This is a genomic window from Acidimicrobiia bacterium (assembly GCA_041394025.1).
GTDB lineage: Bacteria > Actinomycetota > Acidimicrobiia > IMCC26256 > JAOSJL01 > JAOSJL01.
This window is the reverse complement of record JAWKJA010000002.1, coordinates 701,685-715,092: the sequence shown is the minus strand read 5'-3', so window position 1 is coordinate 715,092 and position 13,408 is coordinate 701,685. Positions and strand designations below refer to the sequence as shown.

Sequence of the window (13,408 nt, the reverse complement as noted above, 5' to 3'; positions counted from 1 at the left end):
CAATGCAACAGACTGAACACCGCAGCTTCGATGACGCCGATGACGTCCGGGAGTTCCCGCAGGGGCGTGCCGAGATACTCAAAGTGTGCGGCGGCGAGGTCGGCCGGCTCGTGTTCGAGCCCGGATGGCGCTGGTCCGACCACGTGAAGCCGATCGCCGGGACCGAGAGCTGTGAGGCACCGCACTTCCAGTACCACGTGAGCGGCCGGCTCGCCGTCCAGATGGATGACGGTACCGAGATCGAGGCCGGCCCGGGTGACGTGACGTCGCTTCCGAGCGGGCACGATGCGTGGGTGGTCGGCGACGACCCGGTCGTTGTCATTGACTGGTTCGGCGCGAGCAACTATGCACGGTGACCTGCGTGGACCCGTCGCGGTCGTCGAGACCTTCGGTGCCGCGTGGGCAGCGAAGGATCTCGACGCGGCGCTTGTCCGCTGCACCGCCGACTGCGTCTTCGAGGCCACGGGTCCGGCGCCCGACGGGGCGTGCCACACCGGACGGGCTGAGCTGCGCGATGCGTGGGTTCCGATCTTCGGGGACCCAGTGAGCCGCTTCGACATCGAGGAGACGTTCGCGACGGGAGACCGCGTCGTACAGCGGTGGCGGTACTCATGGGACGATGGGCACGTCAGGGGTGTCGACCTGTTCCGGGTGCGGGACGGCGCGGTCGCCGAGAAGCTCTCGTATGTCAAGGGGTGACACATCGTGGATGGCGCAGCGACAACTATCGACATTGCGTCCGTGCACCGGCGCGCTCTCGGGGCGACTCGGGAGTTCGTCGCAGGAATCACACCAGAACAGTGGGGCTCGTCGACACCCTGCGCGGACTGGGACGTGCGCGATCTCGTGAACCACGTCGTCGTGGGGAATCTGTGGGCGGCCGAACTAGCCAGCGGCTCGACGATCGAGGCCGTCGGGGACCGCTTCGACGGCGACCAACTCGGCGTGGACGCGGTCGGCGCCTTCGACGCATCGGCCGAGGTCGCAGCGGCGGCGTTCGAGGCGCCCGGGGCGCTCGACGCGCCGTGCGCGGTGTCGTACGGTCCGGTTCCCGGGTCCGTGTACGCCGGCCACCGTCTCATCGATGTCCTCGTCCACGGATGGGACGTCGCCGTGGCGACGGGTCAGCCCGCGGTCCTCGAAGCCGATCTCGTTGCGGCGTGTGCCGAGGTCATCCAGCCGCAGATCGAGATCCTTCGCGCGAGTGGAATGTTCGGACCCGAGCCCGATGGTCGGCTACCGGAAGATCCGCAGGCGCGCCTCCTCGTGGTGCTCGGACGGGATCCCGAGGCGTCCGGGTAGGCCGAACAGGAACGGCGTTTCTAGCCGGCGTCGCCTCCGGACCCGCCGGACACGTCGACGTAGGCGGTCTGGATCTGGGCGAGGACGTCGCGAAGGTCGTTTTCGTGCTCGCCGAGATCCGGGCCGAGGCCCACGAGGGCGGCCACGGCGTCGATGGCGATCCGAGCCGATTCCAGATCGCGCTCTCCGGTGGCCTCGGGGTCGCAGTGCAGCATCGCCAGCTGTGCCAGGCCGATGGCGTGCCGGACGATGATGTCCTCGACGGGTGTCTGCGACAGCTCCTCGCGGAGCTTCCGCAGCTGCTCCTCGGCCTCGGCGATCTGGGGGTCGTCGTCGGCGCCCGGCCCGGGAGCCCCGGGTGCGCCCTGCGGTGCCGCATCCGGCGCGCCGGGAGCCCCGGCGGGCTGTGCGTCCCCCTGTGATGGCTGATGCTCGCCCGAAGGCGTCCAGAGACTGCTCACGCTGGTATCCTCACTGCTCGAACACGTGTTGACAACACATCAGGGAAGTGGAGACCGCCCCGGCACCCTAGCCGCGGGCCGGTTCTCCCACCCGGCCGCCGCCCGAGTCGGAGGCGTGCGCGGCGGGTCCGTCACCTACCCGGCACACGGCGTGCCCCACCGTCGTCGAGAGGCGGAGGGGGAGCGCCGGTGCCGATCTGCGGCGGGCGTGCCACGCGTCCGCCGCCGACGCGTCGGGCGACGGGTTCCCGCACGAGACAGCCCGCCGAACACGAGGTGACGACATAGCTTCCACCGACGCCAGGATCAACGACCGCATCCGCGCGCGCCAGGTCCGCCTGGTGGCTGCCGACGGGGAGCAGCTGGGAATCCGCCCGCTGCCCGAGGCCCTCACGATCGCCATCGACACGGGGCTCGACCTCGTGGAGGTGGCCCCCGACGCCGACCCGCCCGTGTGCCGGATCATGGACTTCGGCAAGTTCAAGTACGAGCAGGACCAGCGGCGCAAGGAATCGCGCAAGAAGGCCAGCAACGTCGTCGTCAAGGAGATGAAGTTCCGGCCCAAGATCAGCGGTGGCGACTACGACACGAAGATGCGCCACGTGGAGCGCTTCCTGAAGGAGGGATCCAAGGTCAAGGTCACGATCATGTTCCGTGGCCGCGAACAGGCGCATCCCGAGCTCGGACTGCGGATACTCAACCGCATCGCCGAGGAGGTCGACGAGATCGCCGCGGTCGACCAGGCACCCAAGCAGGACGGGCGGAACATGACGATGGTTCTCAACCCGCACAAGAAACCGAAGCAGACGAAGAAGAGCCCGGAGCCTGCCGCCCAGGCCCCTTCTTCGGGTGACACAGGAGTCGGCTGATGCCGAAAATGAAGACACACCGTGGCGCGGCCAAGCGCTACCAGGTCACGGGCTCGGGGAAGATCCGGCGCCGCAAGCCCAACCGGGCGCACCTTCTCAAGCACAAGTCGAGCCGTCGCAAGCGCCGTCTCGGCCGTCCCGCCGAGCTCACCGGCGGCGACCGCAAGCACGCACAGCGCCTGCTCGGACGCTGAACAGGCCCCGGGCGGTCCCCGTCCGCCACGCCACCCACACCCAGGAGACACCGTCATGGCCAGAACGAAACGGGCCGTGCCCTCGAAACGGCACCGCAGCAAGGTCCTCGACCAGGCGAAGGGCTACACGGGCGCGCGTTCGCGCAGCTACCGCAAGGCCAACGAGCAGGTGCTCCACTCGCTGCGCTACGCCTACCGCGACCGCCGGGCGCGCAAGGGCGAGTTCCGCCGCCTGTGGATCGTGCGCATCAACGCGGCCTGTCGCAGTCACGACATGTCGTACTCACGGTTCATCGCCGGCCTGAAGAAGGCCGATGTCGACGTCGACCGCAAGATCCTGGCCGACGTGGCGGTCCACGACGACGAAACCTTCGGGGCCCTCGTCGACATCGCGCGCGAGGCCCTCGAAGCGGCCTGAGGCCGGCGGCGTCCTCCTCGTCGGCTCGGGGGTCTTCCCGGTGCTCACCGCCCGGAGTGCGGAGATCCGTCGCCTGCGGCGCCTCACGCGGAGCTCCGACGAGCGACGTTCCCGCTCGGTCGTCGTCCTCGAGGGGGCACGCGTTCTCGACGCCGCCCTCCAGCGGGGTGCAACGGTTCGCGACGTCTACGCCGACGTCGAGGAGCGCACTCGCTACACCGACGTGCTCGAGCGCGCTGCGACAGCCGGTTCACACATCCACCCCGTCGAGCGCGGCGTCCTCGACCGCGTCCGCGACGTCGTCACGAGCCCGGGGATCATCGGTGTCGCGGACTTCACGATCACGGCCCTGCGCCCGGCTCTCTCCGGCGCGACGCTCGTCCTCGTCGCGGTCGATGTGTCCGACCCGGGCAACGCAGGAACCCTGATCCGCAGTGCCGAAGCGTTCGCCGCTTCGGCGGTAGTGTTCTGCGGGACCTCGGTCGACGTGAGAAATCCCAAGGTGACACGTGCCTCCGCTGGGGCATGCTTCGGTGTCCCCGTGGTGGAGGAAGACGATCCCATGCAGACACTCGAGGCGGTCGGACACGCCGGTCTGCGACGCCTCGCCGCCGTGAGCCACGGCGGAGCCGCTCCCGAGGACCTGCCGCTGCGCGAGCCCGTGGCGTGGGTGGTGGGCAGCGAGGCCCACGGTCTCGCCACCGATGTCGTGGGCCGTGCCGAGGCGACGGTCTCCATCCCGATGGCCTCCCCGAGCGAGTCGCTGAACGTGGGGGTCGCGGCGTCGGTGCTCCTCTACACCACGGTACGCAGCCGACGCACGGTCACGGACGACCCGGCGTGAGCGTCGCCGACCTCACCGACCTCCTCGACGGCGCGCTGCGCGACCTCGCGGCCCGGGCGGACGGCGCCGACCTCGACACTGTCGCGGACCTGCGGCGTCACTTCCTGGGCAAGCGCTCACCGGCCGCGCGCGCCCGCGAGTCCATCAAGACGCTCGAGCCCGACGAGCGCCCGCGGGCCGGCAAGGCCCTGGGCGACTATCGCGCCGAGGCCGAGCGGCTACTCGCCACGGCGGAGGCCCGCGCGGCCACCGACACCGGCCCGGTGTCGGCCCTCGATCTCACGCTGGGCGGCCACGGTGCACGGCGTGGCCACCTCCACCTGATCACACAGGTACGCCGTGAGCTCGAAGACATCTTCGTCGGCCTCGGCTACACGGTCGCCGAGGGCCCCGAGGTCGAAACCGACTGGTATAACTTCGAGGCGCTCAACATGCCACCGGCGCACCCCGCGCGGTCCATGTTCGACACGCTCTACGTCCGGCTCGGCGCACCCGACCAGGTGCTGCTGCGGACCCACACGTCGCCGGTGCAGATCCGGGTCATGGAGTCCACCGAGCCGCCGATCTACTCGGTCATGCCCGGGCGCACGTTCCGGCGTGACACCCTCGACGCCCGGCACTCACCCGTTTTCCACCAGATCGAGGGCCTGGTCGTCGACCGGGGTATCACGTTCGGCGACCTGGCCGGCACGATCGAGACCTTCACGCGGGCGCTGTTCGGTGAGGGCCACACAGCCCGCCTCCGACCGTCGTTCTTCCCGTTCACGGAGCCGTCGGCCGAGTTCGAGGTCACGTGCATCTTCTGCGACGGTGACGGCTGCGGCGTGTGCTCGGGCACCGGTTGGATCGAACTCGGCGGGTGCGGGATGGTCGACCCCGCCGTGTTCGGGGCCGTGGGCTACGACCCGGAGGTCTACACGGGCTTCGCCTTCGGGTTCGGGCTCGAGCGCATGGCGCAGATGCGCTTCGGCATCGACCACGTGAAGACGTTCTTCGAGAACGACGTCCGATTCCTGGCCCAGTTCTGAGACGGAGCAGTCCTGATGCGCGTCCCCCTGTCCTGGCTCCGCGAGTTCGCCGACATCCCCGGTGCACCCGCCGACATCGCCGCAGCGCTCGACGACCTCGGCCTCGTCGTCGACGCACTCGAGCAACCCGGGAACGACATCACGGGCGTGGTCACGGCCACGGTGCTCGACGTCGTCGACCACCCCAACGCCGACCGGCTCACCCTCGTCGACGTCGACCGCGGCGGCGCGACGGTTCGTGTCGTCTGCGGCGCGAAGAACCTGGCATCGGGCGACGTCGTGCCCTACGCGCCCGTGGGCGCCGTGCTTCCCGGTGGTGTCGCGTTGGAGCGCCGAACGATCCGCGGCGAGGTCTCCGAGGGGATGCTGTGCTCCGCTTCCGAGCTCGGCATCGGCGACGACCACTCCGGCATCCTCCACCTCGGCACGGACACGCCGCCGGGTGTCGACGCCGTCGAGGCGCTCGGTCTCGACGATGTCGTCTTCGACGTCGACGTCACCCCCAACCGGGCCGACGCCATGTGTGTCGTCGGCGTGGCGCGTGATCTCGCCGCCCACACGGGTGCCGAGTTCTCCCTGCCCACTCCCGACGTGCCGACATCGGGCGACCCGGGTGCCACGGAGGTCTCGGTCACCGTCGAGGAGCCGGAGCGCTGCACACGGTTCACCGCACGCGTCATCGAGGTCGGTCCCGGGCCCTCACCCGCGTGGATGGCGCAGCGTCTCCGACTGGCGGGCATGCGCCCGATCTCGAACATCGTCGACGTCACCAACTACGCCATGCTCGAGCGCGGCCAGCCGCTCCACGCCTTCGACCTCGATCTCCTGGCGGGTCCCGGAATCGTGGTGCGCTGCGCCGAGCCCGGTGAGGCCCTGACGACCCTCGACGGCGTCGAGCGCACACTGACCGACGAGGACCTGCTCGTGTGCGACGCCGACCGTGTGGGTCAGGCGGTGGCCGGGGTGATGGGCGGGGGTGCCACGGAGGTCTCCGATTCGACGATGCGGATCCTGCTGGAGGCGGCCCACTTCGAGGCGAGCGGGATCGCCCGGACCTCGCACCGCCTCGGGCTCCGCTCCGAGGCCAGCGCCCGCTTCGAGCGCGGCGTCGATCCCGATGGAGTCCTGAGAGGCTCCGACCGCGCGGCCGAGCTGTTGGCGGAGGTGGCCGGCGCCCACCCGGTCCCCGACCCCGTCGACCACTATCCGGTCCCCGCCGAGCGCCCCCGCATCCGCGTGCGGGCGCCGAGGGTCTCCGATCTCCTCGGGATCGAGCGAAGCGCCGGGGAGATCGCGACGTTGCTCGAACCCCTCGGGATCAGTGCCGATGTCAGCGGCGACGACCCGACGGATCTCGACGTACGCCCGCCCACGTTCCGCCCCGATCTCGGCCGTGAGATCGACATCATCGAGGAGGTGGCGCGCCGCATCGGCTACAACGCCATCGAGCGCACGACCCCCGTGTCGCCCGGCCACGCGGGTGGTCTGAGCCCCGACCAGCGCGACAGGCGTCTCGTCGCCGACGCCCTGGCGGGTGCCGGCTGCGACGAGGCCGTCACGCTCAGCTTCCTGGCACCCTCCGACCTGGAAGCGGCCGGCCTCCCGCCCGAGGGGGTCGAGGTGGAGAACCCGCTGCGGGCCGAGGAGTCGCTGCTCCGACCGCGCCTGCTTCCCGGCCTTCTGGCCGTGGCGCGGCTCAACGGCGGGCGTCAGCTTCCCGACGTGTCGTTGTTCGAGACGGGCCGGGTGTTCGGGCCGCCCCCCGAGGGGCAGGTGCTTCCCGACGAGCGCGACGCCGTTGCCGGGCTCCTCGTCGGATCCCGGCGTCCCGGCCCGCACACACCGACCCGTGACGTCGACGTCTACGACATCGTCGACGTGTGGAGCGCCGTGCTCGAGGCCTTGGCACTGTCCGATCACCGCCTGGAGCCGGGTGACTCACCGGGCCTCCGTCCCGGCCGTTCGGCGTACATCGTTCTCGACGGGACGCCGGTCGGGTCGCTCGGAGAGGTCGCAGCGCCCGTCATCGAGGCCTTCTCGCTCTCCGGCGTCGCCGTGGCGTTCGAGGCCGACCTCGACGCCGTTCTCGCTGCGTCGCGGCGCTCCCGTACGCTCCACCGGCCCTCGCGCTTCCCGATGTCGTCGATCGATCTGGCCTTCGTCGTGGCGTCCGATGTTCCCGCGGCCGCGCTCGCCCGCACGATGCACGGCGCCGACGACCTGGTGGAATCGGTCCGCTGCTTCGACGAGTACACCGGCGACGAGCTGGGGGAGGGTCGCCGCAGCCTGGCCTACGCCGTCGCCCTCCGGGCCGACGACCGCACCCTCACCGACGCCGAGGTGGGTGAGGCCCGGGCACGGCTCATCGAGGCCGTGGAGACAGCACACGGAGCGACGCTTCGCGCCTGATCCAGTGGCAGCGTGGACGTACGGGAAGCGTGGACTTGCAGCTATGCACGCGCGTGAATAGGATGTCCCGATGGCGTACAGGACAGCCGTCGTGGGCGGCTCCGGCTACACGGGCGGGGAGCTACTGCGCCTCGTGGCGGGCCACCCCGCCCTCGAGGCCACCGTCACCACCGCGTCCTCCAACGTCGGCCAGGCGGTGGCCGACCTGCACCCGGGGCTTCGCGGGGCGTACCCCGACACCGTCTTCGAGGCGGCCGACCCTGCGTCCCTGGCTGGTCTCGACGTGGTGTTCCTGGCGCTTCCCCACGGCGCGTCGCAGGAGATCGTCCCGTCGCTCATGGGGACCGTCGGGCACATCGTCGATCTCGGGGCCGACTACCGCACGCCGGCCGCCGACTACGCGCAATGGTACGGGTCGCCGCACGGCACACCCGAGCTCCTCGACGACTTCTCCTACGGGCTGCCGGAGCTCTTCCGCGACGAGGTGGCCGCCGGCACACACGTCGCGGTTCCGGGCTGCTACCCGACGGCGGCCGCCCTCGCGCTCGCGCCGCTCGTCGAGGCCGCGACGGTCGAGAGCGAACGGATCGTTGTCGACGCCGCCTCGGGCGTCTCCGGTCGCGGCCGGGGCCTCTCCGCTCCGAGCCTCTACAGCGAGGCCGCCGACAGCATGTCGGCCTACGGCCTCGTGGGGCACCGTCACACCGGCGAGATGGAGTACGCACTCGGGCGTGTGGCCGGTGGCGACGTCACGGTGCTCTTCACACCGCACCTTGCGCCCATGCCGCGGGGGATTCTCGCCACCTGCTACGCCCAACCGTCCGGTGCACTCCCCACGACCGGGGAGCTCCTCGCCCTGTTCCGCTCCTTCTACGCCGGGGAGCGCTTCGTGCAGGTGGTCGATGAGCCCCCGTCCACGAAGGCGACGCTGCTCTCCAACGCCGTCCACATCACAGCGCGTGCCGACGCGCGCACAGACACGATCCTGGTCGTGGCCGCCGAGGACAATCTCGTCAAGGGCGCAGCCGGGCAGGCCCTCCAGTGCGCCAACCTGCTCCTCGGTTTGGAGGAAGCCACCGGCCTCAGCGCGCTCGGGGCGGCACCGTGACGGGCCTCCACGGTCCGGGGGCCACGTCGTGAGCGTGACGGCCCCGAAGGGCTTCGTGGCCGCCGGGACGGCGTGCGGCCTCAAGGGTGGCGGGGCCCCCGACCTGGCGCTCGTGGCCACGACCGCCGGTCGTGCCGTGCCCGCTGCGGGTGTGTTCACCACGAACAGGGTGGCGGCGGCACCGGTCGTGGTCAGCCGCGGGCATCTCGACGACCCGCACGCCGCCGCGGTCGTTCTCAACTCGGGAAACGCCAACGCGGCGACCGGGGCAGCCGGCCGCACCGCTGCCCTCGCCACAGCCGACGCCGTGGCAGATTCGATCGGAGTCGACCCCACCGACGTTCTCGTGTGCTCGACCGGGCTCATCGGTATCCCGTTCCCGGCCGATGTGGTCGTCCGTGCCGTTCCCGGCCTGACGGCCGCGCTCGACGACACGCCGGAGGCGGGTGCTGTGGCGGCCGGTGCGATCCTTACCACCGACACGGTGAGCAAGGAGGCCGTGGCCGGCGTGCAGATCGGCGGTCGTGCCGTCACGGTGGGCGGGATGGCGAAGGGAGCCGGGATGCTCGCACCGGCGCACGCCACGATGCTCGCCGTGCTGACGACCGACGCTGTCGTCGGGCCCGGCGATCTCCAGGCGATGCTCGCCGGTGCCGTCGACGTGACGTTCGACAGAATGACCGTCGACGGAGCACAGTCCACCAACGACACCGTCCTGGTCCTGGCGTCCGGTGACGCGGGAGGTGGGGAGATCACGGCCGGGTCCGCGGACGGACGTGCCCTCGCCGGCGCTGTGGAAGCCGTGTGCAGCTCCCTGGCGGAGCAGATGGCCCGCGACGCCGAGGGGGCCACCAAGGTCGTCCACGTGACCGTCACCGGTGCGAGCGATGACGGGCAGGCGCTGCGCGCCGCGCGTCAGGTCGCCGAGAGCCAGCTCGTGAAGTGCTCGTGGTACGGGGAGAACGCCTACTGGGGGCGGGTGCTCTCGGAGCTCGGCGTGAGCGGCGCCGATCTCGATCCCGAGGCCGTCGACATCTCCTACGGTGGGATCACGGTGTGTCGCGACGGCGTCGCCGCCGTGCACGACGAGGCAGCCGTCGACGCCGTCATGTCGGCCGCCGAGATCGAGATCGATTGCGACCTCCACCATGGCAGCGGTACGGCGACCGTGCTCACGACGGACCTCTCGCACGCCTACGTCGACGAGAACATGGGGAAGTCGTGAGCGCGACGGGGGCGGAGGACCAGGCCGACGAACCGACCGATCTTCTCGAGGCGGCAGGGGAGAAGGCGGCGGTTCTCGCCGAGGCGATGCCCTACATCCGGGAGTTCGCCGGCAAGGTCGTGGTCATCAAGTACGGCGGCCACGCCATGGACGACCCGGCGCTGGCCGACCTCTTCGCCACCGACGTCGTGCTCATGAGGCTCGTGGGGATCCACCCGGTCGTCGTCCACGGTGGTGGGCCGCAGATCAGCGAGCTCATGCGCCGCTTCGGCAAGGAGCCCGACTTCGTCGACGGCCAGCGTGTCACCGACGCCGAGACGGTCGACATCGTGCGCCTGGCCCTGGTCGGACAGGTCAACCGTGACGTCGTGGCGGCCGTCAACCGCCACGGCTCCTACGCCGTCGGGCTGTCGGGGGAGGACGCCGGCCTGATCCGGGCGCGGCAGCGCGACGAGTCGCTCGGGTTCGTCGGCGACGTCGACCGCATCGAGCCCGAGATCCTCCACAGCCTGTTCCGTGACGACCTCATCCCGGTGGTGGCGACGATCGGGGTCGACGGAGCCGGCCAGCACTACAACATCAACGCTGATGCCGTGGCCGGCGCCGTGGCCGAGGCACTCGGCGCCGAGAAGCTCGTCTACCTCACCGACGTCCACGGCCTGTACCGCGACCTCGACGACCCGGGCTCGCTCATCTCGACCATCGACGCCCGCGCGCTCGACGATCTCTGCGCGGGTGGAGCGGTGGGGGAGGGCATGATCCCGAAGTTGGCGTCGTGCCTGTCGGCGGTGCGGCACGGGGTGGGCCGGGCCCACATCCTCGACGGGCGCATCCCCCACGCCCTTCTCCTGGAGTTCTTCACCCGCGAAGGCATCGGCACGATGGTGACGCTGTGAGCACCGCACGCACAGAGCCCGGCAGCCGAACACAGGCTCTCGACGCGCACCACGTCATGGCCACCTACGCACGTCAACCGGTCGTGTTCACCCGCGGCGAGGGATCTCTCCTCTGGGACGAGGACGGGCGCGAGTACCTCGACTTCCTCGGTGGACTGGCCGTCACGTCGCTCGGCCACGCCCACCCGGCGGTGGCGGCCGCCATCGGCGAGCAGGCCCGGCGCCTCCTCCACGTGTCGAACCTCTTCCACACCGAGGTACAACCGCGCCTGGCCCGGAAGGTCGACGGCCTGCTCCATGCCGCGTCCGGCCGGCACGGCCGGACCTTCTTCGCCAACTCGGGAGCCGAGGCCAATGAGGCCGCCATCAAGCTCGCGCGCCGTATCGGCCAGCGTGACGGCGGCCCGTCGCGCCACGGGATCGTGTCGGCACTGCGCTCCTTCCACGGCCGCACCCTCACGACCCTGGCGGCCACCGGCCAGCCGGAGAAGCAGGAGATCTTCGCGCCGCTCCCCACCGGCTTCACGCAGACGGCCTTCGGCGACATCGACTCTCTGCGGGCCACGGTCGACGACACCACGTGTGCGGTCATGCTGGAGGTCATCCAGGCCGAAGGGGGCGTGAACGTGGCGCCACCGGGCTACCTCGCAGCGGTGCGGGAGCTCTGCGACGACCACGGCGCCCTTCTCATCCTCGACGAGGTCCAGACGGGGCTGGGTCGAACCGGGACCTGGTTCGCCTTCGAGCACGACGGTGTGTCGCCCGACATCGTCACGCTGGCCAAGGCCCTCGGGAACGGGGTTCCGATCGGCGCCTGCTGGGCGCATGAGGACGTCGCCGCGGGCTTCTCGCCCGGCGACCACGCCACGACGTTCGGGGGCCAGCCGCTCGCCGCCCGGGCCGCTCTCGAGGTCCTGAGCGTCATGGAGGCCGAAGACGTCCCCGCACGGGCGGCCAGGGCGGGGATCCGGCTCTCCGAGGGTCTGGAGGCGCTGAGCGCTGTCACCGGGGTCCGCGGGCGAGGCCTGCTCCTGGCGGCCGAGCTGGAGCCCGGACTCGACGCTCCCGTTGTCGTGGCGCGGTGCCTGTCGGCCGGGCTGGTGGTCAACGCCGTCACACCGTCCGCCATCCGGCTCACACCGTCGCTGCTGGTCACCGACGACGAGATCCAGTGTGCCGTGTCGGTCCTCGCCGACGTCCTCGCCGGGATGCAGCCGGAGGCCGCGACATGAGACCCGGTATGGCGACACGGTGCCTGGAGGTCGACGACCTCACACCGGGTGAGCTCCGGAGCATCCTCGACGACGCCGTCGCGTGGAAGAGCGATCCGGGGAACGTCCCCGATCTGCTCACAGGCCGTGGTGCCGTGGCCCTCTTCGAGAAGCCGTCGGCCCGGACACGCACCGCCTTCGAGATGGCCGTCGTCGGGCTGGGTGGCCACCCGATCCAGGTCCGGGGCGAGGACGTCGGTATCGGTGTACGCGAGAGCGCAGCCGACGTGGCGCGAACCTTCGCCGCCTTCTGCGACGTCATTGCCGCCCGAGTCTTCGACCACGACGTCCTGCGGGTGATGGCGGAGGCGACCGACACGCCCGTCGTGAACCTCCTCTCCGACAGCGCCCACCCGACCCAGGCGTTGGCCGACGTGCTCACGCTACGCGAGCAGTTCGGCGACCTCGAGGGGCGGCGAGTGGCGTACGTCGGTGACGGCAACAACGTGGCGGCGTCGCTCGCATTCGCTGCCGCCCTGTGTGGGCTCGAGATGACCGTGTCCTCTCCGGCGGGCTACGAGCTCGACGAGGAGGTGGTCGAGCGCGCGCGCAACCTCGGTGGTTCCGTCACGCCGGTGCCGGACCCCCACGAGGCGGTCCACGGTGTCGACGCCGTCTACACCGACGTCTGGGCGTCGATGGGCCAGGAATCCGAGGCGGCGCAGCGACGCAAGGCCTTCGACGGCTACACGGTCGACACCACTCTGATGGAGCGGGCGGGCGACGACGCCGTGTTCCTCCACTGCCTCCCGGCGCACCGCGGCGAGGAGGTCGCCGCCGAGGTGATCGACGGAGAGCACTCACGTGTGTGGCAGCAGGCCGAGAACCGCATGCACGCCCTCCGGGCGCTGCTCGCCCACCTCGTCGCCGGCGCCGGGGCCACGCCCACGACGATGGGAGACGCCTGATGACGACGATGGGCAAGCCGCAACGCCAGCACCGGATCGCACGCCTGCTCGAGGAGCAGGCCGTGTCGTCGCAGCACCAGCTCGTGGAACTCCTGGCCGCCGACGGCGTCGAGGCCACCCAGGCCACCGTGAGCCGCGATCTCGAGGACCTCGGTGCGGTGAAGGTGCGGATCCCCGGCGGCACGATGGCCTACGCCGTGCCGGAGTACGGCAAGGAGCCCACCGCCCCCGATGACCAGCTACGCCGTGCGATGGGGGAGTTCGTCGTCGAGGTCGCCGCCAGCCACAATCTCGTGGTCCTGCGGACGGGGCCGGGCCAGGCGCACGTGGTGGCCGGCGCGCTCGACCGCTCCGTGATGCCCGACATCCTGGGAACCGTCGCCGGCGACGACACGATCGTGGTCGTCTGCGCCGAGACCGCCACGGGCGGCGACGTCGCACGGCAGTTCGAGGCACTGGCAGGCCTGTGAGACCG

General features: G+C 71.0%; 16 protein-coding genes. 15 read left to right on the top strand and 1 reads right to left on the bottom strand.

What is annotated here, in order from left to right:
* Positions 1-2 precede the first annotated feature (2 nt).
* Genes R3A49_03285 through R3A49_03275 form a run of 3 tightly spaced genes read left to right on the top strand, consistent with a single transcriptional unit; the run spans position 3 to position 1,302 of the window.
* Positions 3-356, top strand: coding sequence for a cupin domain-containing protein (locus R3A49_03285; GenBank protein MEZ5169751.1), 354 nt, complete (start codon positions 3-5; stop codon positions 354-356).
* The gene (locus R3A49_03280; GenBank protein MEZ5169750.1) at positions 346-699 is read left to right on the top strand and encodes a nuclear transport factor 2 family protein; all 354 of its coding nucleotides are present in this window, start codon (positions 346-348) and stop codon (positions 697-699) included. The genes R3A49_03285 and R3A49_03280 overlap by 11 nt, the downstream gene beginning before the upstream one ends.
* Before the next feature lie 42 nt (positions 700-741).
* Entirely contained in the window at positions 742-1,302 is a 561-nt protein-coding gene (locus R3A49_03275; GenBank protein ID MEZ5169749.1) for a TIGR03086 family metal-binding protein, read from the top strand.
* 20 nt (positions 1,303-1,322) lie between these two features.
* Here R3A49_03275 and R3A49_03270 read toward each other — a convergent pair whose 3' ends face one another.
* A complete protein-coding gene (locus tag R3A49_03270; GenBank protein MEZ5169748.1) occupies positions 1,323-1,763 on the bottom strand; it encodes a hypothetical protein in 441 nt (146 codons plus the stop codon).
* 284 nt (positions 1,764-2,047) lie between these two features.
* Between R3A49_03270 and infC the strand changes: the two genes are divergently transcribed.
* From infC to argR, 12 genes are all read left to right on the top strand, one after another.
* Positions 2,048-2,632, top strand: coding sequence for a translation initiation factor IF-3 (gene infC, locus R3A49_03265; protein MEZ5169747.1), 585 nt, complete (start codon positions 2,048-2,050; stop codon positions 2,630-2,632).
* Entirely contained in the window at positions 2,632-2,826 is a 195-nt protein-coding gene (gene rpmI / locus R3A49_03260; protein ID MEZ5169746.1) for a 50S ribosomal protein L35, read from the top strand. The genes infC and rpmI overlap by 1 nt, the downstream gene beginning before the upstream one ends.
* Before the next feature lie 55 nt (positions 2,827-2,881).
* Entirely contained in the window at positions 2,882-3,244 is a 363-nt protein-coding gene (rplT, locus tag R3A49_03255) for a 50S ribosomal protein L20 (protein ID MEZ5169745.1), read from the top strand.
* Between the two features lie 40 nt (positions 3,245-3,284).
* Entirely contained in the window at positions 3,285-4,088 is an 804-nt protein-coding gene (locus tag R3A49_03250) for an RNA methyltransferase (GenBank protein ID MEZ5169744.1), read from the top strand.
* Positions 4,085-5,116, top strand: coding sequence for a phenylalanine--tRNA ligase subunit alpha (pheS, locus tag R3A49_03245; GenBank protein ID MEZ5169743.1), 1,032 nt, complete (start codon positions 4,085-4,087; stop codon positions 5,114-5,116). The genes R3A49_03250 and pheS overlap by 4 nt, the downstream gene beginning before the upstream one ends.
* Positions 5,117-5,131: 15 nt before the next feature.
* Positions 5,132-7,525, top strand: coding sequence for a phenylalanine--tRNA ligase subunit beta (pheT, locus tag R3A49_03240; GenBank protein ID MEZ5169742.1), 2,394 nt, complete (start codon positions 5,132-5,134; stop codon positions 7,523-7,525).
* Between the two features lie 70 nt (positions 7,526-7,595).
* Positions 7,596-8,633, top strand: a complete 1,038-nt coding sequence (gene argC / locus R3A49_03235; protein ID MEZ5169741.1) for an N-acetyl-gamma-glutamyl-phosphate reductase — start codon at positions 7,596-7,598, stop codon at positions 8,631-8,633.
* Positions 8,634-8,661: 28 nt separating this feature from the next.
* Positions 8,662-9,858, top strand: a complete 1,197-nt coding sequence (argJ, locus tag R3A49_03230) for a bifunctional glutamate N-acetyltransferase/amino-acid acetyltransferase ArgJ (protein ID MEZ5169740.1) — start codon at positions 8,662-8,664, stop codon at positions 9,856-9,858.
* Between the two features lie 86 nt (positions 9,859-9,944).
* On the top strand, positions 9,945-10,754 hold the full coding sequence (gene argB / locus R3A49_03225) for an acetylglutamate kinase (GenBank protein ID MEZ5169739.1): 810 nt from the start codon (positions 9,945-9,947) through the stop codon (positions 10,752-10,754).
* Positions 10,751-11,986 carry an acetylornithine transaminase gene (locus R3A49_03220; protein ID MEZ5169738.1) on the top strand — a complete coding sequence of 412 codons (1,236 nt, stop codon included), beginning with the start codon at positions 10,751-10,753 and terminating at the stop codon, positions 11,984-11,986. The genes argB and R3A49_03220 overlap by 4 nt, the downstream gene beginning before the upstream one ends.
* Positions 11,983-12,933 carry an ornithine carbamoyltransferase gene (gene argF, locus R3A49_03215; GenBank protein MEZ5169737.1) on the top strand — a complete coding sequence of 317 codons (951 nt, stop codon included), beginning with the start codon at positions 11,983-11,985 and terminating at the stop codon, positions 12,931-12,933. Before R3A49_03220 ends, argF begins: the two co-directional genes overlap by 4 nt.
* Complete coding sequence (argR, locus tag R3A49_03210; protein ID MEZ5169736.1) at positions 12,933-13,403, top strand: arginine repressor; 471 nt, start codon at positions 12,933-12,935, stop codon at positions 13,401-13,403. The genes argF and argR overlap by 1 nt, the downstream gene beginning before the upstream one ends.
* Positions 13,404-13,408: the final 5 nt, after the last annotated feature.